This is a genomic window from Zavarzinella sp. (genome assembly GCA_041399155.1).
Lineage (GTDB): Bacteria > Planctomycetota > Planctomycetia > Gemmatales > Gemmataceae > JAWKTI01.
The window spans coordinates 368816-393139 of record JAWKTI010000005.1; the positions used below are offsets into that span (position 1 = coordinate 368816).

23 protein-coding genes are annotated in these 24324 nt (G+C 49.5%); 10 read left to right on the top strand and 13 right to left on the bottom strand.

The window, feature by feature from the left end:
- Positions 1 to 75 precede the first annotated feature (75 nt).
- The 3 genes from R3B84_21990 to R3B84_22000 form a co-directional block, all read right to left on the bottom strand.
- The gene (locus tag R3B84_21990; protein ID MEZ6143246.1) at positions 76 to 1623 is read right to left on the bottom strand and encodes a serine/threonine-protein kinase; all 1548 of its coding nucleotides are present in this window, start codon (positions 1621 to 1623) and stop codon (positions 76 to 78) included.
- 26 nt (positions 1624 to 1649) lie between these two features.
- The gene (locus tag R3B84_21995) at positions 1650 to 3281 is read right to left on the bottom strand and encodes a serine/threonine-protein kinase (protein ID MEZ6143247.1); all 1632 of its coding nucleotides are present in this window, start codon (positions 3279 to 3281) and stop codon (positions 1650 to 1652) included.
- Positions 3282 to 3465: 184 nt separating this feature from the next.
- Positions 3466 to 4593, bottom strand: coding sequence for an ADP-ribosylglycohydrolase family protein (locus tag R3B84_22000; GenBank protein MEZ6143248.1), 1128 nt, complete (start codon positions 4591 to 4593; stop codon positions 3466 to 3468).
- 316 nt (positions 4594 to 4909) lie between these two features.
- Here R3B84_22000 and R3B84_22005 point away from each other — a divergent pair, with 316 nt between their 5' ends.
- The 3 genes from R3B84_22005 to R3B84_22015 all read left to right on the top strand — a co-directional run bounded on the left by R3B84_22005 (position 4910) and on the right by R3B84_22015 (position 7920).
- Positions 4910 to 5914, top strand: coding sequence for a DUF1559 domain-containing protein (locus R3B84_22005; GenBank protein MEZ6143249.1), 1005 nt, complete (start codon positions 4910 to 4912; stop codon positions 5912 to 5914).
- Between the two features lie 123 nt (positions 5915 to 6037).
- Complete coding sequence (locus R3B84_22010) at positions 6038 to 7018, top strand: class I SAM-dependent methyltransferase (GenBank protein ID MEZ6143250.1); 981 nt, start codon at positions 6038 to 6040, stop codon at positions 7016 to 7018.
- A complete protein-coding gene (locus R3B84_22015; GenBank protein MEZ6143251.1) occupies positions 7015 to 7920 on the top strand; it encodes a glycosyltransferase family 2 protein in 906 nt (301 codons plus the stop codon). The genes R3B84_22010 and R3B84_22015 overlap by 4 nt, the downstream gene beginning before the upstream one ends.
- Here R3B84_22015 and R3B84_22020 read toward each other — a convergent pair.
- From R3B84_22020 to R3B84_22030, 3 genes are all read right to left on the bottom strand, one after another.
- Positions 7886 to 8269, bottom strand: a complete 384-nt coding sequence (locus tag R3B84_22020) for a DUF2304 domain-containing protein (GenBank protein MEZ6143252.1) — start codon at positions 8267 to 8269, stop codon at positions 7886 to 7888. The two genes, R3B84_22015 and R3B84_22020, sit on opposite strands and share 35 nt — an antisense overlap.
- Positions 8266 to 8970, bottom strand: a complete 705-nt coding sequence (locus R3B84_22025; GenBank protein MEZ6143253.1) for a glycosyltransferase family 2 protein — start codon at positions 8968 to 8970, stop codon at positions 8266 to 8268. Before R3B84_22025 ends, R3B84_22020 begins: the two co-directional genes overlap by 4 nt.
- A gap of 143 nt (positions 8971 to 9113) precedes the next feature.
- The gene (locus tag R3B84_22030) at positions 9114 to 9632 is read right to left on the bottom strand and encodes a type 1 glutamine amidotransferase domain-containing protein (GenBank protein ID MEZ6143254.1); all 519 of its coding nucleotides are present in this window, start codon (positions 9630 to 9632) and stop codon (positions 9114 to 9116) included.
- 311 nt (positions 9633 to 9943) lie between these two features.
- On the opposite strand from R3B84_22030, the gene R3B84_22035 reads away from it, so the two are divergent.
- From R3B84_22035 to R3B84_22050, 4 genes are all read left to right on the top strand, one after another.
- Positions 9944 to 10930, top strand: coding sequence for a DUF1559 domain-containing protein (locus R3B84_22035; GenBank protein MEZ6143255.1), 987 nt, complete (start codon positions 9944 to 9946; stop codon positions 10928 to 10930).
- A 53-nt stretch (positions 10931 to 10983) separates the two neighbouring features.
- The gene (locus R3B84_22040; protein MEZ6143256.1) at positions 10984 to 11463 is read left to right on the top strand and encodes a hypothetical protein; all 480 of its coding nucleotides are present in this window, start codon (positions 10984 to 10986) and stop codon (positions 11461 to 11463) included.
- 113 nt (positions 11464 to 11576) lie between these two features.
- Positions 11577 to 12872: an MFS transporter gene (locus R3B84_22045; protein MEZ6143257.1), complete on the top strand. Its 1296-nt coding sequence runs from the start codon at positions 11577 to 11579 to the stop codon at positions 12870 to 12872.
- Between the two features lie 42 nt (positions 12873 to 12914).
- Complete coding sequence (locus R3B84_22050; GenBank protein ID MEZ6143258.1) at positions 12915 to 13298, top strand: hypothetical protein; 384 nt, start codon at positions 12915 to 12917, stop codon at positions 13296 to 13298.
- 22 nt (positions 13299 to 13320) lie between these two features.
- On the opposite strand, the gene R3B84_22055 is transcribed toward R3B84_22050, so the two are convergent.
- The 3 genes from R3B84_22055 to R3B84_22065 are packed head-to-tail and all read right to left on the bottom strand — an operon-like array spanning position 13321 to position 15641.
- Complete coding sequence (locus tag R3B84_22055) at positions 13321 to 14151, bottom strand: phytanoyl-CoA dioxygenase family protein (GenBank protein ID MEZ6143259.1); 831 nt, start codon at positions 14149 to 14151, stop codon at positions 13321 to 13323.
- 30 nt (positions 14152 to 14181) lie between these two features.
- Entirely contained in the window at positions 14182 to 15216 is a 1035-nt protein-coding gene (locus R3B84_22060; GenBank protein MEZ6143260.1) for a CoA-transferase, read from the bottom strand.
- Positions 15213 to 15641: a hypothetical protein gene (locus R3B84_22065; protein ID MEZ6143261.1), complete on the bottom strand. Its 429-nt coding sequence runs from the start codon at positions 15639 to 15641 to the stop codon at positions 15213 to 15215. The genes R3B84_22060 and R3B84_22065 overlap by 4 nt, the downstream gene beginning before the upstream one ends.
- Before the next feature lie 330 nt (positions 15642 to 15971).
- Here R3B84_22065 and R3B84_22070 point away from each other — a divergent pair, with 330 nt between their 5' ends.
- Both R3B84_22070 and R3B84_22075 read left to right on the top strand, forming a co-directional pair.
- Positions 15972 to 17123 (top strand): acyltransferase, encoded by a 1152-nt coding sequence (locus R3B84_22070; GenBank protein ID MEZ6143262.1) that lies wholly within the window; start codon positions 15972 to 15974, stop codon positions 17121 to 17123.
- 76 nt (positions 17124 to 17199) lie between these two features.
- The gene (locus tag R3B84_22075) at positions 17200 to 18342 is read left to right on the top strand and encodes a cellulase family glycosylhydrolase (protein ID MEZ6143263.1); all 1143 of its coding nucleotides are present in this window, start codon (positions 17200 to 17202) and stop codon (positions 18340 to 18342) included.
- A 79-nt stretch (positions 18343 to 18421) separates the two neighbouring features.
- Here the strand turns inward: R3B84_22075 and R3B84_22080 are convergent, their stop codons facing one another.
- On the bottom strand, positions 18422 to 18829 hold the full coding sequence (locus R3B84_22080; protein ID MEZ6143264.1) for a cytochrome c: 408 nt from the start codon (positions 18827 to 18829) through the stop codon (positions 18422 to 18424).
- A 169-nt stretch (positions 18830 to 18998) separates the two neighbouring features.
- On the opposite strand from R3B84_22080, the gene R3B84_22085 reads away from it, so the two are divergent.
- Positions 18999 to 19718 (top strand): hypothetical protein, encoded by a 720-nt coding sequence (locus tag R3B84_22085; protein ID MEZ6143265.1) that lies wholly within the window; start codon positions 18999 to 19001, stop codon positions 19716 to 19718.
- Between the two features lie 15 nt (positions 19719 to 19733).
- Here the strand turns inward: R3B84_22085 and R3B84_22090 are convergent, their stop codons facing one another.
- From R3B84_22090 to R3B84_22100, 3 genes are all read right to left on the bottom strand, one after another.
- A complete protein-coding gene (locus R3B84_22090; protein MEZ6143266.1) occupies positions 19734 to 20606 on the bottom strand; it encodes a DUF58 domain-containing protein in 873 nt (290 codons plus the stop codon).
- A 72-nt stretch (positions 20607 to 20678) separates the two neighbouring features.
- A complete protein-coding gene (locus R3B84_22095; GenBank protein MEZ6143267.1) occupies positions 20679 to 22106 on the bottom strand; it encodes a DUF1501 domain-containing protein in 1428 nt (475 codons plus the stop codon).
- 21 nt (positions 22107 to 22127) lie between these two features.
- On the bottom strand, positions 22128 to 24324 hold a 2197-nt coding region (locus R3B84_22100), incomplete at its 5' end, for a DUF1549 and DUF1553 domain-containing protein (protein MEZ6143268.1).

Here is a 24324-nt window from a genome sequence, read left to right on the forward strand (position 1 = left end):
TGAGAGATTAAGCGAGGCAGGGCAGGAATGCAATCATTCAAGAATGAAGATTGGATGAGGATAGGGTGGGGAAACTTATTCCTTAGGCATCGACTCGTTTTTGGGCTCAGGAGTCATCGAACCACTGCCAGTGGGTGTCCCCACAGTGGGATTTTGTGGCACAATCGGTGTCTGCGGGAGGGGTGTCTTTATCTCTTCTTCTGTCTTTACTGGTTTTGGCGAACGTTTCAGTGCCTGCGACAGGCCATAGCCTGCTGCCAAAGCAACAGAAATCATTAACGCACCCACTGCCATCATAGTGTAGTCACGGCGGTCAAATTCAAAGAATGTACGCGGTTCTGTCTCTTCACTGGTTGCAGCCGGTGGGGGTGCAATCACCCCACCTGGTGGCAGGGCGACCAGTTCCACATCAAAATCGATGGGAACTGGTTTCTCAACGCGATTGCTATCCAGTTTCCCCATGGCTGGTTTACGCGACGTTCCATCATCTTGCCCTTCCAGCCACCTGGAGTATGCCGGGTTAGCTGCTGGTGTGGGTTTCACTTCAGGAACATTCCGCAAGAAGATCGCCAACCCTTGCAGTGCTTTTTCTGGAGTCGCATACCGCTGATTTGGATCTTTCGCCATCAGAAAATTCATCACCTGCTGCAATCCATCTGGAACAGAAGAGATGAATTCTGATAGTGGCTTGGGAGTCTCCGTGGCATGCCGTAATACCTGATTCAGGACACTTTTATCAGGAAATGGAGTCTGACCCGTGAGGCACTCGTAAAGCACGCACCCCAGGCTGTAAATATCAGCACGAATATCCGCCTTGCTGGCATCGCGTGCCTGTTCGGGCGCCATGTAGTCGGGTGTGCCCAATAACGTGCCATCTTCTGTCAGTGATGGATCATCGACTGCCGATTTAGCATTCTCATCGAAAACGTTTTTGCCAAGGCCAATATCCAGGATTTTGACGGTATCGCGCAGGGTATCTTTACCTGCCGATTCACCAGCGGGTGGTACCAGCATGATGTTGCTGGGCTTAATATCGCGATGGATCACCTTTTTTTCATAAAGGTGCTGCAGCCCACGCATCGCCTGTTCGATAATACGAACAGCTTCTACTGGTGGGAGCTTTTTGCGTTCGTTCAGCACTTCTTCCAGTGTGCGGCCTTCAAGGTGTTCGAGTGCTAGAAAATGCACCCCATCCCCCGTGGAAACCTGAAAGGCTTTCACCACATTCGGATGGTTAAGCTGGGTAACCAGCTTGGCTTCCCGCTGAAACCGTGCCAGCACTTCAGCATCTTTTGCTTTCGATTGTGGCAGTACCTTCAGGGCGACAACCTGGCCAGAGGAATGTGCTGCACGGTAGATCCCCGCGAAGCGACCTTTGCCAATTTTTTCCAGCACCTTGTAATCACCAATGGTAAAGCCATCGCTGATTCCCTTCGATAAGAGTGCCAGTTGATAATCGGTCAAGATTTTTTTGCTGAGAAGAAAACGGCGGAACGCATCAAAGTCTTCTACTTTGCCAACTGATTGGAACTGCTTCACCACCGATTTCAGGTCGTCGGCAGAAAAAAGTTTGCTTTTCAGCAATAACGTACAAAAATCCTTGGTATTCGATGGTGCAGACATTCGATTCCCAATGGTAACAAAAAAGTTTAGGGTGTAGGCAAGTTCTGGTTGGCATTAGGCACAAAAGCAAGTCTTTTCTGGATTTCCGGCCAATCTGGGTCATCCTGATAGAGTGCCACCAAAGCAGATTGTATTTCGTCGGCGGCTTTCTGTTCACCTTTTCCGCGCAAGAAATGCATTCGCTCCAGAACTGGCGTTAATTGTTGCAGTCGAACGCCTTCCCCGGCTGGCACCGTGGGGGTTTCCGTTCGATCTAACGCCAGTCGGCAAAGTTCGATTTCTGCAGAATATTCCGGCATGCTACCAAAAAGCAATAGGATACGCTGCCAGGTTGCCCGTGCAGCAGTAACATTTCCACCTTCGTACAACTTTAAGGCGGTGCGGTACAATCGCTGTGGCTCATTACTGCTTTTTTTCTTCAGTTGGGCAGCACCCAAAGCACGTCGAAGTTCAAGCAGAGGCTGCACTTTTTGCTTCGCCGCGGCCACTTCGTTGGGATAGCGGCCCGGATAATCGGCTTCCAGTTTACTGAAATAGAGCGTCCAGGCGGATTCCCAGTCTTCCGGCTGATTGGATTGCAGCAGGGGCAATCCTGCCTGATAAAGTTCTTCTGCACCTACTCGTTTGCGGTAAAAACCTGCAATCAATAGTCCCACTACTAGTAGAAAAGCGGGAATCACCACCCACGGGCGGGAGAATAGTGGGCGATATGTCTTTGGGGGCCGTGCACTTTCTGGTAAAAAACTGACCTGACTGCCCAAAGCGGGCTGCTCGGCACTGTCCGTGACAATTTCTGGTTCATTGGTGGGGGCTGGTTTTTTCGGCAGCAGTTTTCTGGCTTCCAGGCTGGCCCATAACTGGTCGAATTCCTGCAAGAGTTTACTGGCACTGATGGGACGGTGCTGTGGATCTTTCGCCAGCAGTCGCATCAACCAGTAATCCACTTCATCGGGCAGATCGGGCACATAGTGATTCGGCCGATCTGGCAAAACAAACCCGTGCTGGCGGATAAATTCCACAAGATTTGTGGCTCGGAAGGGGGGGCGACCAGTGGTGAGTGTATAGAGTAGCACACCCAGAGAGTAGAAATCGCACCTTTTGGTGGGTGATTTTCCTGCCGCCTGTTGTGGGGAGATCATTGCCGCCTGGCAGAGCGCCCGTGCATCGTAAACCGGGGTTGTGCCCAGTAGTTTTTGCAGGCCATATTCTGCCAGAACTAGTTCGCCCGTGGCAGATATGTAAATGTTATCCCCACGCCAGCCTGCATGAAGTTGCGAATTGTGGTGCAGGTAGCGTACTGTGCGAACCAATCCGTAGGCTATCGGCAACACTTCCTGCCATGTGGGCCGCCAGCCAGCCCGCAAACGGGAATCGAGCGATTCCCCAGGTGGGTCCTGATACACCACGAACGCACGATCCTGCCAAGTGCCAATGTCCACCACAGGCAACAGACCTGGGTGCTGCAAACGCAGCCAGGTTTCCGATTCCTGTTGAAACCAATCCAGAAAGTCTTCACGATCGGTTACTGGCTTCAAATAAAGTAACAAACCCGTTTGTGTGGGCTGGTTTTGGTTCTGAACACGATAGACATGGCCGTATGTGCTGCGGTATCCTGCCACAGTCACCTGCCAGTTGCCAATCGGTTCCCCAATTTCCATTCCCACAACTCCAGGATGATGCGAAACTGAATCGCAGCGCGATCTGTTATATAACGTAATGGTGATGTAATGTGGAGGTCATTTTCCAACCCAACAATCACCACAACAAGCAGCTTCTTCGCGCTTCAAAATCTCTGAATATTGTACGGAGTTCTGATTCTGCAAACGAAAATCTCAATTCAGTTCAGTACGGTGGGAACATTCTTCGAAATCCATGAAACAGCACCACACACATGAAGAGCAGGTTGCGGGCCAGAATGCCAGACGGATTGGCTTTTAACATGCTGGTGGGGGAGTTTTTATCGGTAAGCATTACCCCCAGACGGTGAGCTAACTTCTTCAGCCACAAAATGTTACGTGGCCATTCTGCCATTTTTGCCTGCCACTGCTCTGGGATGCCATTTGGGCCAACTGCACAACCCACGATGGATCCTGCAATTGCACACGTGGTATCCACATCGCCCCCACATCGGATCAGTGTGGTGATGGTGCTGAGAAAATCTTTGGGAAAGCGAAGCCAGGCATGCAGCACCACCGGTACCGTGTGGAAAACGTATCCCGAAACACCTTTTCCCCGCATCAGTCGGTGTGCAAACTCTTCTGTTGTCTCATTTTTTTCTAATGAATCAAAAACCTGTTCCAGAAGCAGTCGAAACTCCGCACCTTCGTGCGGGACAGCGTCGCAGAAAGATTGTCGTAAGTGATTATGATCTAGCTGGTTATGGCGATGAAGGTAACTTTGCCATGCAGCTTGTGCGATCGTACGACTTGCCCACAGTGCTTTTGGGTCTGTGTGTGTAATTTCTGTGGTGATCTTAAGAAATTGTTCCAGTAGTTCCGGTTGATTCCCATACATAACGCCCAGCAGTGGTGCCCGCATGCAGGGACCGTTGCCAGCAGAAAACACCCCACTTGATCTGGGGCTGAAGCCAATCCACAAACGGATACACGATTTCAGCGTTGCCAGACCTATCCCAGCCGGCATTCCAAAGAACCAGCGTTTGAGTCTGGTTGCCAACGCTAACGGATAGCGTTTGATTTCCCCATGGCACGCAAGTAACGCCTGCCCCACCAGAATGGCATGTTCGGTATCGTCCGAAAACATCCCCCGGCCAAGAAAAAAGTGGTGCCGATCCAAATTTGGGAACAACCGAACTGCACGACGTGGGGAAAGCCCCTCATAAGGAAGGCCAATCGCATCAGCCACCGCAGCGCCTATCAGGCAGCCAGCAATGGCATCTGTTGTTGGATCAGTTTGTGTTTGTTCACTACTCATCATGCTTGGTATAGGAACGCGCCAAGCTGCCAGCATCGTAGTAACAATGAAACACTTTCATGTTGATGAGCGAATTGCCATCAAAAAATGGATACTTCTCACCATTCTATCATATTCGACGCGAATTATTCGAATAAACGCAAGCAAAATGAAGGAATGCTAATATCAAGAGCGGCTATTGGTGATGTTTATTAATGTATATTAATGAACAATTTGAAGATTTCAAGTGCTTTTCAGTTGATCGAATTGGTATACTAGTGTAGAATAATGTTGAGTGATCACGCTTCATCGTCATCTCTTATTCTTGTTGACGGCTTAGATCACGGTCAATTTCTGTTGAGGAGTTTTACCGATGCGACCTCTCTCTCGCACGCGGGGTGGTTTTACCCTGATTGAATTGTTGGTGGTTATTGCGATTATCGCAATTTTGATTGGCTTGTTGCTTCCCGCAGTACAGAAAGTACGCGAAGCTGCCAATCGCTCAAAATGTTCGAACAATTTGAAACAGATCGGCTTGGCACTGCACAACTATCAAGATGTTAACGGACGTTTCCCACTGGGTGCTCCCGATGATGACGGCCGTAGTTGGTCGTGGCGAGTGCGTATTCTTGCACAAATGGAGCAAGATAACATTCTCAATTTGATGAATGCCGATACTGTTAATTTCTACAATCCTCCCAATGATGGGATTCCTAACAACTTTTTCAATAATCTTGCCGGTCAAAACATCGATGGAATCGCAGCAAGTGAAATTAACGGGAAAGTTAACAACTTTGCTGGTGCTCCTTCTCGTGTAGTCTCTTCGTTTGTTTGTCCGAGCAGTTCATTGCCCGAACGGGATAATGGAGGTTACGCAAAGTCGGATTACGCAGGTAACTCAGGAAACCGAGTTGGCTGGACAGGTTCTTGGAACGGTTGTGCATCTGCAAAGGGATCTCTGCAAAACGGGATTCTGCTGTATTCGAATGATAACGTAAACAACTGGGTTGTTCGCTTCGCAGACGTTACCGACGGTCTCAGCAATACGGTGGTGGTTGGCGAAATTGGCCGTAGCCAAAACTTACACACGAGTAACGTCGGTGATGGTGTTTACCCTGCATGGGTTGGCGGGAATGATAACGGCGGCTGTAACGGCTTTAGAACTGGTGGTAACCAACTCCGCATTATGGATGCCACGTTCCGCTTGAACCTGCAAACAGGTGAAGAATCGAATGCCAGCTTCGGCAGTTACCACACCAATGGTGCTAACTTTGCACTGGGTGATGGTTCTGTGAAGTTTGTCAGCAACAGCATCAACCCTGTTGTCTACTCCGCAGTTGCCAGCCGTAACGGTGGCGAAGTTCAATCGTTCGAATAATTCGGCGTAAAGTTACGATCTCTTTTCAACATCAGCCTGTAAATCCATGTGGTTTGCAGGCTTTTTTCATTCCCGTTCGGAAGCTGCTTGTTATAACATCCCTTTCTGATGGAACTTAGGCAAATGCAGCAGCCGTGTTTGTATTGCGGGTCAGTGGAAACAGAGCCCTATCTTAATGACTTACAGGATCGTCTGAACCATGTGCAAGGCAGTTGGAACTGGCGACGATGCTCCCAATGTGGCAGTGGGGTGCTGGATCCGTTCCCAAAGTTAGAAGATATCGCTAGTTTTTACCCGCCTGTGTATACTTTTGGCAGCGGTAAGTCAGAACAGGGCTCCCTGCGACAACTCCTTTCCAAACTGGAATACACCTGCTTTTTTCTTCCGCAATATGAAGGACAGGCCCGAGCAATTTTACGCCAGACCGGATTGCTCTACCGACCGGATGCCACAATGCTTGATGTGGGGTGTGGCAGTGGGCTGCGGCTGAAATCGTACCAGAATCTTGGTTTAAAGGTGACAGGGATGGATTTTGAGCAGTCCGCTGTCGACTACGTGGCATCCACCTTGAAAATACCTGCCGTCTGTACTGATATCCCAGGGCTTCGTAACTCCTTTCGCCCAAATAGTTTTGATCTGATTACCGCTTTCCAGGTGATTGAGCATGTGCCTGATATTCACGAATTCTTAGAAACCATTCATTTATTGCTTCGCCCCGGTGGTTGGGCAGTGATTACCACGCCTTTAATCGATGGTGCAAACGCACATATGTTTGGAAACCGCTGGGTGGCAGCAACGGAAATCCCCAGGCACCTGTCGCTGGCTTCGCAAAAGGGGCTCACAGGGGCTCTTCATCGTAACTCCTTTCTAGATATTAACTTACAGGCAGATACGCTCTGGATGAATGCGGGCTGCTTTGGTCTGTCTGCTGTGCCAGGTGCGGCAACCACCCATTTTCACAGCGGTGGGAAACTTTCTGCCATTGCAAAACGTGCTGCCGGTGCGATGGCAGCGTTTGCGGGCATTCCTTACTGCTGGGTAGAATCACGCATTTGGCAAAAACCGTCTATTGGGATGGTTTACGGCAGGAAACCACTGGAATGAGTCAACTACCCTGCCTGACAATTGCTATTCCTTACTACAAAGGTAGGGATTATTTGCTGCAAGCGGTGCTCAGTGTGTTACAGCAGCAAGATTCTGATTGGCATTTGATTATTGTTGATGATGCAGGCCCGGAATCTGCTCAAACAGAAATCGAGGCGCTCAATCATCCCCAGGTGCGGTATTACCGCAACGAACAGAACGTGGGAATGGCTCGCAACTGGAGCAGGTGCCTCGACCTGGCGGAAACGGAATTGGTCACCTTGTTGCATGGTGATGACCGCCTGCTGCCCAATTATGTGGGCATGATGCGTCGATATGCCCACCGGAATCCCGATGCGGCAGCGTTATACTGTAATGCGGAAATCATCAATGATCAAAATCAGAAGTGCTTTTCCGCACCGGACCTGTTCAAATATGTGCTGCGGCCTTATCGCAACCGCGTGGGGAAACTTACCGGTCAGGCTGGCTTAAAAGCACTGTTTCGTGGCAATTTTATCATGTGCCCCACAATCTGTTACCGTAAGTCAATGCTGACTGGTAATCGCTTCGATCCCATATGGAAAATGGTGCTGGATCACGAGTTTACCACGCGATTGCTGTTGCAGGGCAAGCACCTGGTTAGCATTCCAGACGCGGGTTACCAGTATCGTCGACATCAGGTGAATGCCACCAACATTTACACTGCCAGCTTATTACGATTTGAAGAAGAGGTGCGATTTTATAAGCTTCGCATCCCACAATTACGAGCGGTGGGGATGGAAAATGCTGCCACCGTGGCAGAGCATATGAGAATAATTCTCATGAATTTGGCGTTTTGCGTGGTTCAGGATGCTGCACGTGGCAAGCTGGGGGCCGCCTGGCAGAAAATCAAGTATGCTCTGGATTCTGGCTTGTTGGGATAGGAAGATGGTCAGTGGGCTGATTCTCAGCGTTATTGATTGCAATGTGCCGGATCAGATCTGTAATCTGGCGTTCCAGTTTTACGATTCGCCCGTAAAAGTGAAAAGCAGTTCCGATCGAAGCAAACACGAACAGATACAGGACTAAGTCGGTTCCTCGAGAGATACCGACGCTGTTCGCCAGTCGCACAGTAATATCAGGTGAACGCACCGCAACTGCTGCCAGGAACCAAATAAGGCAACGAATCACTCGGTCCAACCGCAGGCGTGGGGCACTGCGTATCAGCGCCACACAATCCCAGATGAACAGCAGACTTAAAGTGGGTAAAGCAATCCATTGAAATAGGTTCACCCAACAAGCCTCCCCATCACCAACTGGGCGACAATCCGAAACGCATTCCAGGAACTCTGGCCTTTCGCCAATGTGTCCGCATTGTAACGAATCGTCACTGGCACTTCTTCAAACCGTAAGTCGTGTGTGCGGATTTCGTCCAGGATTTCCGAAGCGTGGGCCATGCGATTCTGTCGAATTCGGATCTTTTCTGCCGCATTTCGGGAAAGCACCCGAAAACCATTGTGGGCATCGGTAACCTTCACACGAGAAAATACACGGGTGAAAATCACCCCACCTTTCAGAACCAGTTTTCTGCTCAGTGGGATGTTTTCTGTGGCACCCAAAAACCGCGAGCCAAGTGTGACATCGACGCGTTTTTGCAGCACCGGCTCAAGCACCTGGGGGATTTCATTGGCTGCGTGCTGGCCATCAGCATCGAACGTGCAGATATAATGGGCACCTTGCCGCAATGCGTACTGAATCCCAGTTTGCAGTGCGGCACCCTGACCACAATTGAGCACATGCCGTAAGGTATGAATTCCAAAGGACTTAGCACTCAAGTAGGTGTCATCAGCCGAGCCGTCGTCGACCACAACAATGTTGCGGTAGCCGTGCTGTTGCAGACCAGCAATAGTATTGCCGATTCGCTTCGATTCGTTGTAGGCAGCAATGACAATCCACAAATCTTTGTTCGGCATCGGTTTCGCGTGCTCAGACATCCTGACAACCTTTTGAATATATAAGCCCCACCCATCATCAGTTGGCTCAAACATGATCCAGATCTGGTGGGGATTATTCCCAAAAACAGGAAAATTTGTCCACCAGAGAAAATTAAGGCTCAAATAAAAGCATGCATGACGAATTATGACAATAATTTCATGAATGCTACTGTGAACGCGGGGAGATCGTCTGGCTTCCTGGCAGTCACCAGATTGCCATCAACAACGGTTTCCTGATCCACATAGGTGGCACCTGCATTGACAACATCGTCTTTGATCGCAAAGAAGCAGGTGGCAGTTTTTCCACGCAGGGCAGTGGTGCTGCAAAGCACCCATGGACCGTGGCAAATTGCAGCAATCGGTTTCCCTGCATCGTGCATTCCCTGCACAAATTGAATTAACGCTGGGACGCGGCGGATGTAATCGGGTGCGAAGCCGCCAGGAATGACAAGGCCGTCGTAATCACTTACAGATAAAGCACTTGCAGCAATTTCGCTCTTGGCAGGATAGCCCAGCTTACTTGGGTAATTCGTGCCGGATTCCGGCCCCACCAGGTGCACGGTTGCCCCCGCTTCTTTCAGGCGATAGTAGGGGTACCATACTTCCAGTTCCTGGTATTGCTGCTCCACAAAAACTGCAATTCTTTTTCCTTGCAAGTTCATTGATTAACTCCTTGATAAGGCCTTATTGTATACCCTGCGGTGCCTGAAACCTGCCAAAAACGGGAAACTAACCCGATAAAACGGTTTCAATTGGGCGATCAGTTGAATGCAATCGTTTATCCAGGTGTGAGTGTCAAACGAACGCGGATCTAACACCAAAGGCGTGAGAAAGTTTCATTAAAAATTCAACGATTCTTCTCATTTTTGAAACTTCTGGAAAAACTCTCTTGTAGTTGGTTACGAGAACGGTGTATAAGAGAAAATACACATCTTTGTGTGATGTACTTATTTAACTTTGGGAGTTCTTTCCTATGTTTTCCACTCTCCGGAAAAGAGCAGCCTTCACTTTGATTGAGCTGCTAGTTGTCATTGCGATTATCGCAATTCTGATTGGTTTGCTGTTGCCCGCCGTACAGAAAGTTCGGGAAGCAGCAAACCGTGCCAAGTGCACCAACAATTTAAAACAGTTGGGTATCGCTCTTCATGCATTCCACGATGCAAATGGTGCATTGCCCCCAGGTGCTGAAGAACAGGTGTGTCCGCGCAGCAATTCCAACTGTACAACAGGTTTTTTTGCAGGTACCAGTTGGATAGTTCACACTTTGCCTTACATAGAGCAAGATAATATCTATCGGCTTTACAATTTTGATCTTGCACATAACAACGCTGCAAACGGAACTGCAGTTGGGATGCAAGTTGTAAAGTCGATCTACTGTCCTTCTGGTCCAGATCCTTCAAAGTACAGAGATCCTAATGCTGGCACAACAAATAACCCATCTACCCACTACTATGGGATAATGGGGCCTGGAGATCTGATTGATAACGCACCGAATGTCGTGAACGGAGTAACTTACACCTACCGAGTCGGAAATGGTGCAACCAATGGTGCGTTTTCCGGTCATGGGATGCTGACACAATATCGGGATACCACAGGTAGTATTACAACAAAATACCGCATTCGATTAACTGATGTGACCGATGGCTTGACAAATACCATTATGGTAGGAGAGCGTTCGATTAATCTTCCTACAGGGCAAACGAACGATTACCGAAGCTGGATTCGTGGGAACAATGGTGGCAGTGGTGCAACCAAGTGCGTGACTTATCCGATTAATTCAACTAATTACAACGGTTCAAACAATTTTAACCACATCAGTATGGCGAGCCACCACACTGGTGGGTGTAACTTTGCTTTGGGTGATGGTTCGGTACGATTCATTCGTTCTTCAATTGCGCTGAACATCTACAAAGCATCTGCCAGCATTAACTCGGGCGAAGTGTTCGCTTTTGATAACTAGGCCTCGACTAACCAAAACTTTTCCTCTCTACTGGAGACATCAAGAGTAACTCGATGTACCAATATTTAAAAAGCTATTGTCCGCGTATCTTCGCTGTTGTGCTGTTACTTGCCGCTACGAACGGCTGTAACAACAATGGCACGTACCGCATATCCGGGACTGTTGTCTTTGATGGAAAGCCTGTACCAAAAGGGAAGATTTATTTCATCCCCGATTCCTCGAAAGGAAATGAGGGTGTTACTGGCTACGCCAACATCATTAATGGGAAGTTTGATACCAGCTCCGAAGGGGGAGCAGGCTTTATCGGTGGGCCAACGATCATCGCCATTGAAGGTTTTGATCCCGATGCCCCACCTGATGCTCCCAAGCCAGGCGAAGAATCTACCGAAGCGACCATCAAAGTGCTCTTTGCTCGTTATGAAATTGCTGAAGATTTGCCAAAAGAAAGCATTTCGGACAAAAAGTTTGATGTGCCTGCTTCTGCCAGCAAAGGCCCAACCAAAAAAGTGGATCCCAATTTTGTGAATCCTTAAGTCTTTCAGTTTGCTCAATTTTGGTTCTGAAGAATCCGTTCCCAGCCATAGTTCGTATACCAAATAGGTAATTATTTCACGTGGCCTACCGAACGATTCATCCTTGACAAACTATGACTTCTGATTCCCAGCCACCGGATAACGACCGGAAAAAAGCCCGTTCTGCGATGTTCATTGTCTTTTTCGTGGTCTTGATTGACCTTCTAGGCTTTGGCATTGTACTCCCGTTACTGCCTCGCATTTCGGAACAGTTATTGACCACCGCAGCCGTTGCTACACAGTGGCACGGCCTGATCATCGGCGGGGTGCTTTCAGTCTTTTCATTGATGCAGTTTCTCGTCGCCCCGTTGTGGGGACAGGTTTCGGATCGAATCGGCCGCCGGCCAGTGTTGCTGATCGGTCTGGTAGGTTCTGTCGTCTTCTACATCCTTTTTGGTGTGGCATGCACGTTGATTGCCACAAAGCCACAACTCGCCCTGATATTAATGTTTGTTTCCCGCTTTGGTGCAGGTATTGCCGGAGCCACAATTTCAACCGCCCAAGCGGTGATTGCAGATTGCACACCAAAAGAAAAACGTTCTCACGGTATGGCAATGATTGGTATCGCCTTTGGTGTGGGCTTCACCATCGGACCGATCATTGCTGGTGTCGCGCTGGCAATCATGCCCAACAATCTGGAGTTAACAGGTTATTTTGCTGCGGGCCTGTCGTTCATTGCGTTATTGATGGGATTGCGGATGTTGCCGGAAACAAGAAAATTCGGCAATCATTCTGCAAGACGTGGCTGGATCGATACCAAAGGTATGTTCAACACACTGAAAACCCCCACCGTGGGGCTTTTGGTGCTTATTTTCTTCCTTGCCACATTTGGCTTTGCCAAGTTCGAAAGTACATTGGCGCTGCTTACTGGCGATTTTGGCTACGACATCCGCGATAACTTCTGGATTTTTGCCTATGTGGGCTTTGTGCTGATGTTGACCCAGGGGTTGTTGTACCGCCGGATGGTGAAAAAACTGTTCGAAGTGCGGATGATGCAACTAGGGCTGGTCTTCATGTTTGTGGGATTACTGTTTCTTGCAACGGTTGCTGTGTGGCAGGCCGCACCCGCCCGCCAATTGCTGTTTTTTGTGGCACTTGCAGTGGGCGTGGTTGGTTTTGCATTTCTAACGCCATCTGTACAAGCATTGATTTCCATTCGCTCTGACCCGAACCGTCAAGGCGAGGTGTTGGGTGTGAATCAGGCATTTTCGGCTCTGGCCCGTATTCTCGGACCTGTAGTGGGAATTGTCCTTTTCAAGGCACACTCTTCCCACATTCTACCCTATGTCGCTGCGGGCCTGCTGATGTTGCCCGTATTTGCGATGCTGCCAAAAATCAAACGCACTCCGGCAGAAAAAGCTGCCAGTTGATTTTCTGAGTGGCTGACTATTAATAAATGAGGAGATTTTCATATGCCGTTGATTTCAATTGTAATTGGTAGTTTGTTGGTTGCTGTGGGCTGCCTTGGTTACTACCAACCTGATTTACTGGGTGAAAACGACCCAACTAAATTGTCGAAAACTGCTCTGATTCCTGCAGGTATCGGTGGGGTGCTGATTCTCTGTGGATTGATTGTGCTTGCCGCACCGAAGTTGCGAAAGCATGTAATGCACCTTGCCGCACTGGTGGGCTTGATTGGTGCAGCTGGTGGCTTTATGCCGTTGCAACGATCCGGCTTTGACTTCAAAAAAGCGTCAGCCATTTCAGGTGCGGCGATGATCGGCCTTTGCCTGCTATTTTTACTGCTGTGTATCCGCTCGTTTATTGCAGCGAGACGTGCACGCACGAATGGCTGAAGCATGTCAAAATGAGTTTTTATTAATCAATTTCCGGACGTGGTCGATTTGACCAGGTATTTGGTGTGGCACAGCCTCGAACCCAAATTCCCTTTTCGTACCAGTTCAGCCCCGCAACAACATCTGCAGAACAGTATCGTAACGTTAACCCGCACCGTCGACGTGGGGACTGATTTCCCTCGGATGCATGCAGCAACAAATCGGAATGCAGCGAACATTCCCCAGCACGCAAAGCAACATCAATCGGTGTGCCGTATTGTTCAACATTTTGTACTGTCTGGTTCAGCACCTGGAGTTCAGTATGTTCACTAAGTTGATAAGTTAAGTGACCAAAATGGTGGCTACCCGGGATATACTGCATACAGGCATTTTCACGGTCAGCATCGTCAATAGCCAACCACACAGTCACAGCTTTGCTCGGTGTCAAAGGCCAATAACTGGCATCCTGGTGCCAGGCAACAATTTTCCCATCGTGGGGCATTTTGCAGAAAAAGTGCGATCCCCATGCAATCACATTTTCACCCAGCAAGTCGGCAACCAGTGCCACGATTTTTGGATTTGTCAGGATGTCGTAGACTTTGCCAAAACGCGCGTGGGCCGTGCTGATCGAATAACTATTCCCACCCCGTGCGATTTCCTGCTGCAGTAATTCATCGAAGTAAGTTCTTATTTCGCCAATAGTTACGTCGTCGAATATTCGAAACGGCTTTAAATAGCCCAATTGGTTAAACTGCTCTACCTGATCCACGGTCAGGGTTTGAGGCGTGGGGTTGATCACCGGATGAAAGTGCAGATCACGTTCCATCGTGGCAAGTTCATCCTGATCGGGGATTGTTTTTAGTTGATTAATCATTGATTGTTATGTCATTAGTTGACACGATGGTTAATTGGGCGTGCCGGTATCTAAACGAAGTTCCTGATGTCGCAATCGCTGCAAGTTTTTCAGTCCACCACACTTACGAAGATATTCTTCAAAATCGGTGCTGCCAAGAATGTAATCTTCCAGAAATTTTTGAAACTCAGCAGGATCTTTTTCCGCCTTCAACCACAGGTGAAGGTGGTCTTCATCGGAGAAATATTCGCCTGGCATGTTCCCAGGGTAGCTACCATACGGCACTTCGCACACCGCATCAACACAGAAAAAAGGAATTACCGTGCGGTTGGGGTTCTGGCGAAACGTATCGGTGGGCACCAGGCGTTCGCAGGTAATAATGACCGTTTTTGCTGCACGTGCGAGATCGATGTCGGCCACGCTGGGTCCGAAAATGGCACAATTTCCGTAAATATCGGCTTCGTGAACGTGGATGATTGCCACATCGGGAAACAGTGCGGGGACCACCACAAGTGGAATACCCGTAAACGGGCAGGAAATCACTTTTGCAGCACTGTATTTCAGGGTGTCCGTGCCTAGCATGGTGCGGCACGGCAGGAATGGCACGCCCATGGCGGCTGCTTTATAACGAAGTGCTAATGAATAGTTGGTCCATTCGCACAAGGTCACCTCGCCTGATTCAATAACCCGGCGTGCGTGCGGAGACAGCCCACGTGCTTCAAGGCCCACAATGTAGGCGATATCGACTTTGGAAAGTAACTGCCCACGGTTGGTGAGGTTCCCCGCACAAAGAATCTGAAAATCGTGGGTGGAGGTGTGGCCCGAAAATGCAAGCCCCTGCGGATTCATCCGCAGGATTTCGTGTAGTGCGGCGACGGGAATCCGGTTGCTGCTGAAGCCGCCCACCGCCAGGTAGCAGGCATCGGTAAGATGTTGCCGCAGAATCTGGGGTAAATCTACCACTTTGTTGGTCAGAGAACGATCCCGTTGTACCACCTGTTCGCGAGCCCCACCCAGGTCGGGGGGTAAAAATAATGGCCCGAGATTGATTTGATCGGCATCCATATGCTGGTATTGCCCACTCAACTTTTTACTCGTGCCTCAAATTCACGCAACAAATCGGAGAATCGTGGGTCTTTCCGCAGTTGATCCAGATCCCCATCCCGCTGAATGAACTTAAAGTCGCGATAGCCCAGTTCCATCGCCTGACGCAACGCATCCAGCGCAAAATCCATCTGGCTGGTCAAGGCATAACTGCACGCCAGATTGTAATGCACAATGGCATCACGCGGCAGCAGCATCGCAATCCGCTGATCAATATGCACCCCTTCATGATGACGTTTTGCCAGCGCCAGATTTTTGGCATACGCGCGAAGAACATCCAGATTGTCCGGCTGTTTTTCGAGGATCCCTGAGTAGAAATCAATCTCGAAATCCAACTGTGTAAGATTCGCCATCCGCGTAAGTTCAGGCGTTAACGATGTCGTCCTGCGACGTTTGGAGTCTGACATGTGACCTTCTCAGTTGAACCAGAATCACGGTTATTGTTGTCCGGTTCAAGTTGTTATTATACCTGTTGGGAAGTTGAATTGCAAAGGCAAAAGCATGCCACATCCTCCGGCAGAGCAGGATTGTTCCGCGAGACTCCATCATCTTGAAATTGGCACTTAGCTACTGAACTCTTGTGCTGTCAAATCGATAAAATGGGTGATTTTGGTGAATGAATTGGCCAAATTTCGACCCACTATGCTTCATTGAACTGAATCGTGTAAATGGTCGATATTATGACAGAATACCCGTCGGAAAGAACACTGGCAGCCCCCTGAAGGGACAGAGAATTAATGACCGAAAAGTCACCTGCAGCAGCGACCACTTTCCTGCCAAGATTAGAATCCCTACGGGGCGTAGCAGCATTGCTGGTGGCCCTGCTTCACATTGGGTTAATGCGGATTCTTGAAAATAACTATACCTATGGCCTGGCAGATATCAATCGACATCGCGATTCTAAGTTTGAATGGGTACTAACCCACCTTTGGAGAGCATTGGCAAACGGTCATGGTGCGGTCATTCTCTTTTTTGTGTTGAGCGGATTTGTGCTACGCCTCTCTCTCAATCGTTCTGAGCCGGTCAATTCGAAAAAAATTGGGTATTTCTTTCTCAGGAGGCTAATTCGGCTATATCCGGCAGTGATCGGCATGACGTTGATCTTTGTTGTTCTCTATTTTGGCTGGGGCCTGCGATTACCGTGGGCACCGGATGAAATGTATACCTGGGTGAATATCGTCAAAACGATGACTCTGCTGGAAACACGCATGAATGGGGTGATGTGGAGTCTGCAACTCGAATTGATCGCGACACCTGTCATTGTTCTGACATTTTTTCTGGCAAGACAATTTGGGGAGTGGATCTTATTGTTGCTGTTGTTTGTACTCGCAGGACTTTCGTTTACCACCACCTGGGATGGTCTGCTACTGGATACTGGTTTTGTTACCATTGGAACGATTTATGCCTTCCTCGCGGGCATGGCGGTGCCCTACTTTGGCAAAAGAGCAGTCGAGAAACTTTCCAGCAGAGTTGCAGTGCTGGCAATTTGCTGGTGGACAATAATTTTCTTTACCGCACGCACCAGCTTGGGAATGGGTTCGAAGTGGAGCGTGCTTGTCGAAGTGATTGCCACGTTCAGCATTGTCAGTTTGCTGGCTTACGGCAAGGTAGACCGGGTAGCATTCTGGTTGGATTGGAAGCTGTTTCGTTTCTACGGCAAAATTTCCTACAGCTTTTATTTGCTGCACCCGGTGACGTTTATTTTTCTACATATGCAGGCAGATTACTGGAACCGACAGGTAAGTCAGGGGATGCCTGCTCTGGTGGTAGCTGTGATCCTTGCAGTGGTTTCGATCGTGGCCATTACCCCCATCTCTGCATTGATGTACTATGCAGTGGAAAAGCCGTTCATTCGCCTCGGATCGCGTTTGCGGGTTGCAAATAAATAACCAGAAATTTATTTCCGTAGCAATGCGACAACTTGTGCGGTAGGCTGGTCATGAAACACATCAAGGAGGTTCACCAATGGCACAACGAGCCTACAAAGTACTTTTTCTTCTGTCTTCTTGCATTTGTTCACCTCAATTCACATTGGCAGAAGAGCAGTCGCCTTTGGGAAAGAAATTACCGCAGGAATTAGAACTGATCCAGGTTTCGCAAAATCAGCAACACTTTGTTGGCAAAGTGTCTGAAAAGAAGTTTGTTGTGTGGGGCGTCAACTACGACCACGATGAACAAGGCAGGTTGTTAGAAGACTATTGGCATCAGGAATGGACCACGGTGGTAGATGATTTTGCTGAAATGAAAGAGCTTGGTATCAACCTGGTACGCATCCACCTGCAGCTTGGAAAGTTCATGTCTTCAGCCACGGAAGCAAACCAGAAGGAACTGGGGCAGTTGAAAAAACTGGTGAAACTGGCTGAAAAAACCAGGCTTTACCTCGATATCACTGGACTGGCGTGCTATCACAAGGCGGAAACACCGAAGTGGTATGATGCACTCAACGAGAAAGATCGGTGGGAGGTTCAGGTGCGGTTCTGGCAGACAATCGCCCAGATCTGCAATAAATGCAACGCAATTTTTTGTTATAACCTGATGAACGAACCAATCCTGCCGGGTGCCAAGCAGGAACGCGAGTGGGTGACAGGGGAATTGGCGGGTAAATCGTTTGTGCAGCGCATCTCGCTGGACCTGAAAGGTCGCACCCGCGAAGAAGTTGCTGAAGCCTGGGTGGGGAAACTCTGCCAGTCGATCCGCAAAATCGACCCCCACCATATGATCACAGTGGGGGTCATTCCGTGGGCAACAGTTTTCCCTCAGGCCAAGCCAATTTTTTACGCACCACCCGTGGCGAAACATCTCGATTTCGTCAGCATCCACTTTTATCCCGATCAGAAGAAAAGTCTGGAAGAATCGATTGCGGCACTGAAGGTGTATGCCATTAATAAACCATTGGTTATTGAGGAGATTTTCCCCCTGAAAAGTTCGCTGGAACATACAGATGCATTTATCGTTGCTTCTGAAAAATACTGCGCTGGTTGGGTGAGCTTCTACTGGGGCAAAACACCACAGGAATACAGCAAGGAAAAGAACTTAAAAAGCCAGATCATGGTAAAGTGGCTGGAATACTTTGAAGAAAAAGGCAAAAAATTAAAAGCAAAAGAGTAAAGGTTTGCCTAATTCAATGTTTCGTTCGGCAATAATTGAAACGGGCAATACTGAAATGAGGTGCGGAGAGGTCGATCACCTATCGGTGATTTTCATGGCAAGCTTCGCAGGTGTCCTGCAGGGTGGCTAACGCCTTTTTCACTGCTTCCAGGTCTTTCTTGGTAGAAGCCTGATCCAGTGCTTTGGCGGCATCCAGGTGTTCCTTGGTCAATTTGTCCCAGGAAGCCTGAGTGCCTAATTCCGGCTTGCACTTGCAAAGTGCATCGGCCAACTTCACGTAGTCTTTCGATTGTTTGCCATAAACTGCCCAATCGCTGCCACCTTCACCCACGCTGGCTTTCATGGTTTTGAAGATGCCTTTCTTGCTGTAAAGTTTCTTCATGACCGATTCAATCGATTCACTTTCAGCTGCCGTGGTGCGATCACTTAAAAACGTCAGTGCTGTAAAAGCAACACCAGCAACGAGCAAACCAAACAAATACCGCATGCAATTCTCTCCAAAAAACGTTAAAAACACTAGCGTATTATAGCACCCCGGGACTAGGGGGCAAATTTATAGCCCGTGCGTGTGAAAAAACCAGAAAATTACTGGTGCGGCTCCTGATAGAATGAGAGTTTCTTCAGAATGCTACCCACCTGACTTCGAGGACTTTATCTTGCAAACGTTCTTTTCCTTTTTTGCCCTGGTGACACTTCCTTTGCTGTGGGCGTCGGCTGTAATGGCTGCTGATCTGCCGGAGAAACACCGCACCGTAACCATCGAAGGGTGGAATATTCGCATTGATGAGCGATTGTATGCCAAAGAACAACAGGCTCTCCGTGAGCGATGTGAGCATTTTTTAACAACCAAACTCCGAGACATTATCCTGGTGGTGCCTGAAGCGGCACGGCTCAAAATGCAGAAGGTGACCATTGTGCTCGATCTGTCGCACGGCAATCTGCGGCCAATGCAATACCACCCCAGCCGTCAGTGGCTGAAAGCGAATGGATACTCCCCTGATCTGGAAAAGTGCGTTCACCTGCCACGGGCAACCGACTTGCACACCGTGCGGAATACCCGGGAACAACCGTGGGTGATCCTGCACGAATTAACCCACGCCTACCACGATCAGGTGCTGAGTTTTGAGGAACCTCGAATTATTGCTGCATACGAACAATACCGCAAAAGTGGACGTGGGGAAACAGCTTTACTGTTCAATGGTAAGAAAGTGAAGCACTACGCACTGACCAACCATAAAGAGTTTTTTGCGGAAATGACCGAAGCCTATTTTGGTTCGAACGATTTTTTCCCATTCAATCGTGCTGAATTAATGACCGCAGAACCAGAGATTTATGAACTGATGAAATATATCTGGAATCCTCCTGCCAAAAAATAGCAGCTTAAAATCGAATCAGCGCATCGCACGTCCGCTGAGATATTTCGATAGCTGCTTGCCCAGATCATCATCGGTGCGTAGCAGCACATAGTCGATCCCCAGGTCGCGACAGCCCGATTGCAGTGTGCGGGTAAACCGTTGAAACTCCTGCAAGTAGCTTTCTCGAATGCTCAACGGATCGGTCAATAGTTCTGCCGCTTGCTCCATCCCCTGAAACAACGTGGTCTGGCGGTAAGGGAATTCGATTTCCGCTGCATCCAGCACATGAAAAATAATCACTTCATGGCGTTGGTGCTGCAAATGCTTCAAACCCAGAAAGATATCGTCTGGTTCATCAAAAAAATCACTGAAGATAGCAACAATACCGCGTCGCGAGAGGCGGTTGGCAAATTCGTGCAGCACCTGGCCTATCTGGGAATGATATTCCGATGGGTGCTCGACCAGCACTCGCAGGCAATCTTTCCAGTGGGGCACATGCGAACCTGATTTGATGAACGATCGCAACTGGTGGTCGAACGTTCCCAGGCCCATCGCATCGGTCTGGCGAATAGTCAGCAGCCCGAGTGCTGCCGCCGCAGTGCTTGCCAACTGATACTTCGACAAACTGGTGCTGCCAAACTTCATCGATTCGCTGGAATCCACCAGCAACCAGCACACCAGATCGGTTTCCAGTTCGTATTGCTTCAGGTAGAACCGTTCCTTACGGCCATACACTTTCCAATCGATATGGCGAATGTCATCCCCTGGGACATATTCGCGGTGCTCCGCAAACTCCACTGCAAAGCCATGTTGCCTGCTGCGGTGGGAACCAATCATCATCCCTTCCACCGTATTTCGGGCGGCAAGTTCCAGATTCTGGATGCGTTGCAATACTTCTTTGTTCATCATGCGGGTTGCACGCTTTGCAATAAGGGAAGCTGAAGATGTGGTTCCAATAAGAGTGTAGGCGAAATCGTCGAATTATGCCATGAGTTTGTTGATCAGGTGGCCATGGACATCGGTAAGACGGAAATCCCTGCCCTGAAAACGGTACGTCAGTTTTTTGTGATCCAGCCCCAACAGGTGCAGCACCGTGGCTTGAATATCGTGCACGTGCACACGATCTTCCGTGGGGCTGAAACCAAACTCATCAGTTTCGCCAATGCTGATACCACGTTTGATGCCACCACCAGTAAACCACATCGTAAATGAATCAATGTGGTGGTTTCTGCCCACGGTGTTGCGAACTTCACCCATTGGCGTGCGGCCAAATTCACCACCCCAGATGACGAGAGTGGAATCAAGCAGGCCAGTGCGTTTCAAATCTTCTACCAGTGCGGTCATTGGCTGGTCGACATCGCGACACACTTTGTCCAACCCTTTGTCCAGATTATTCACCGCATCACCGTGGTGATCCCAGTCGGTGTGGTACAACTGCACGAAACGCACCCCGCGTTCTACCAGGCGACGTGCCAACAGACAATTATTCGCGAACGAAGAATCACCTGGTTTTGCCCCATAGGCTTCCAGTGTTTTCTTGTTTTCCTTACTCAGGTCAATCAATTCCGGTGCACTGGTCTGCATGCGATATGCCATTTCATACGAAGCAATCCGTGTTTGAATCTCGGGATCTTTCGTTGCATCGAAACGTTCTTTGTTCAAATCCTTTACCGCATCAATCACCGATTGCTGCCGATTCGCACTGATGCCGCTGGGGGTCGACAAATTGATGATCGGGTCGCCGGTACCACGGAAGGGCACTCCCTGATGACTGGTTGGCAGAAAACCACTTCCCCAGTTCAGCACACCTCCACGTGGGCCACGTGGGCCGGATTGCAACACCACGAAGCCTGGCAGATCCTGTGATTCGCTGCCGATGCCATAAGTGACCCACGAACCCATCGACGGTCGGCCGAACTGTGGGGAGCCAGTATTGAAGAACAGTTTTGCAGGACCGTGGTTGAAGACATCGGTAGCAATGCTTCGCACAAATGTGACATCGTCCACAATCCGTGTGAAGTTGGGAAAACAATCCGACACCCAAGAGCCGGTCTGGCCATATTTCTGAAACTTTCGTTTGGTGCCCAGCAGTTTCGGCCGGTCTTTTGCAAACGAGCTCATAAACGCAAAGCGTTTCCCCTTCACAAACGATTCCGGGATTGGCTTGCCATGAAACTTCTGCAGTTCTGGCTTAGGATCAAATAGTTCAAACTGGCTTGGCCCACCTGCCATGAACAGGAAGATAACCGCCTTCGCCTTCGGTGTATGGTGGGGTGGTTTCACTGCCTGTGGATTCGCAGGTCCGGCAACGGCAGATTGTTCCAGCAACGATGCCAGTGCTGCACTGCCCAAGCCAATCCCACAGTCGCGAAAAAAGTGGCGTCGTGTATTATTTAATAAATCAAGCATGATCAATTCCTAAGTGGGCAATTATTCTCGGGTAATGGTTTCATCCAGATTCAGCAGCACGCGGCTTAACATAATCCACGGTGCCAGCGTGGGATCGCCTGGCGATAGTTTTTGTGCTTCCGCTGCCTGGGTTTCGTAATAGGCTTGTTGCTCTTCCACAAATTGAATCAGGCGGGCACGTTCCCGCGTATTCGGCGTGCGTGCCAGGCACAGTTGAAACCCATAATCAATTTTCTCTTCCAAACGATCAGACGGGTGATTTTTGATCCGCCCGGCAAGTGCCTGGGCGTATTCCAGAAATGCAGAATCATTCAGCAGGGTCAGTGCCTGCAACGGAGTGTTCGAACGATTTCGTCGGGTGCAGGTGGTGTTACCTTCGGGTGCATCAAACACCACTAACTGTGGGTGTGGTGCTGATCGCCAGAAAAACGTATACATGCCACGTCGATGCCGCTTTGCACCGATGTCTGCTTTCCAGTTTTTGTTCACCTGCGTAAAACGATACACCCCTTCTGGTTGTGGGGGAAAGACACTGGGTCCACCGATTTCCCGGCTGAGCAACCCTGCACTCGCCAGGGCAATATCACGCACTGTTTCTGCTGGTACACGCAAGCGGTTTTGGCGTGCGAGGAACAGATTGCGGGCATCTTTAGTGGCCAGTTCTTCCCGCACTGCAGAGGATTGCTGATAGGTGGCTGAAGTAACAATCAAGCGATGAATCTGCTTCACCGACCAGTTATTCTGCTTAAAGCTGGTAGCCAGCCAATCCAGAAGTTCCGGGTGGGATGGCAATGTTCCCTGGGTGCCAAAATCGTTTTCCGTTTCGACCAGCCCCAGGCCAAAGAATTGCTGCCAGTACCGGTTCACCACCACGCGGGCCGTCAGTGGGTTTGCCGGATCGACAATCCATTTTGCCAGATCGAGGCGATTGTTGTTCTCTTTCCCAGCGGGCAACACTTTCGGAAAACCAGTTCCCACTTCAACGCCAGGGCGGGTGAAATCCCCACCAATCAGCACGGTGGTCTTTCTTGGTGTGGTACGTTCCTTCATGATCAAGGCGTTGATCGTCTGTGGTTTCAACTTCTCCAGCCTTGCCAGTTCCGCATACATGCTGGTGCGTATTTGCAGCAGAGAAATATTGGTTAAAGCCGACCAGCCATTGGTATTGCCCAGGATGTAACGGAGTTGTTCGTTCTGGCGGTAACTGGCCAGTAAGGTGGCTTCCTGTTTAGGTGTGCGGCCATTTGGCGGCAGTAATAACAGTTGCATTAAGTTTTTGGGCAGCCGATCACGATCTTCGTCGGCGATTTCCCCACGCCACTGTTCCACGCGATCCAATGTGGTGCTGTCCAGATATTTCAATTCGTGTTCCAGTGCCTGGATAGCAGTTTGGATTTTCTTCTTGGCTGCACGCGTTTCCGCGGTTTCTACTGCCAGGTTTGGTTCATCGCACTGGTTGAAGAATGCATAGAACTGGTAATATTCCCGTTGGGAAATCGGATCGAACTTATGATCGTGGCACTGACAGCAGCCAATCGTCAGCCCCAGCCAGACAGTACCGGTGGTGTTCACCCGATCCACAATTGCTTCCACGCGAAACTGTTCCTGGTCGACACCACCTTCTTCGTTGCGAAGAGTATTGCGATGAAAACCGGTGGCAATCAACTGACTTTGCGTTGCATTCGGTAATAAGTCCCCAGCCAGTTGTTCGATGGTAAACTGGCTGAATGGCATATCGCGGTTGAATGCATCAATCACCCAATCGCGATACTTCCACATCGTGCGGGCACTATCAATCGAAAAGCCATTGGAATCGGCATAGCGTGCCGCATCCAGCCAATAGCGTGCCTGCATCTCGCCATAGTGGGGCGACTTCAACAAGCGATCCACCACACGCTGGTACGCATCGGGTCTGTTGTCCTGCACAAACGCAGCCACTTCTTCTGGTGTCGGTGGCAGGCCAGTCAGGTCCAGCGTTACGCGACGGAGCAAAGTTACTTTGTCTGCTGCGGGCGACGGTGCAATCTTTTCCTGTTCCAGCCTGTGCAGAACAAATTGATCAATCGGATTCTTTACCCACTGAGCATTGGCAACCACCGGCGGCTGGGGATTGCGAATCGGCTGGAATGACCAGTGATTACTGCGATTCGCAATTGCGGTATCCACTTCGGCCTGTGCGGGGCCTTTGGCACCTTCGGCAATCCAGGTTTCCACTGTG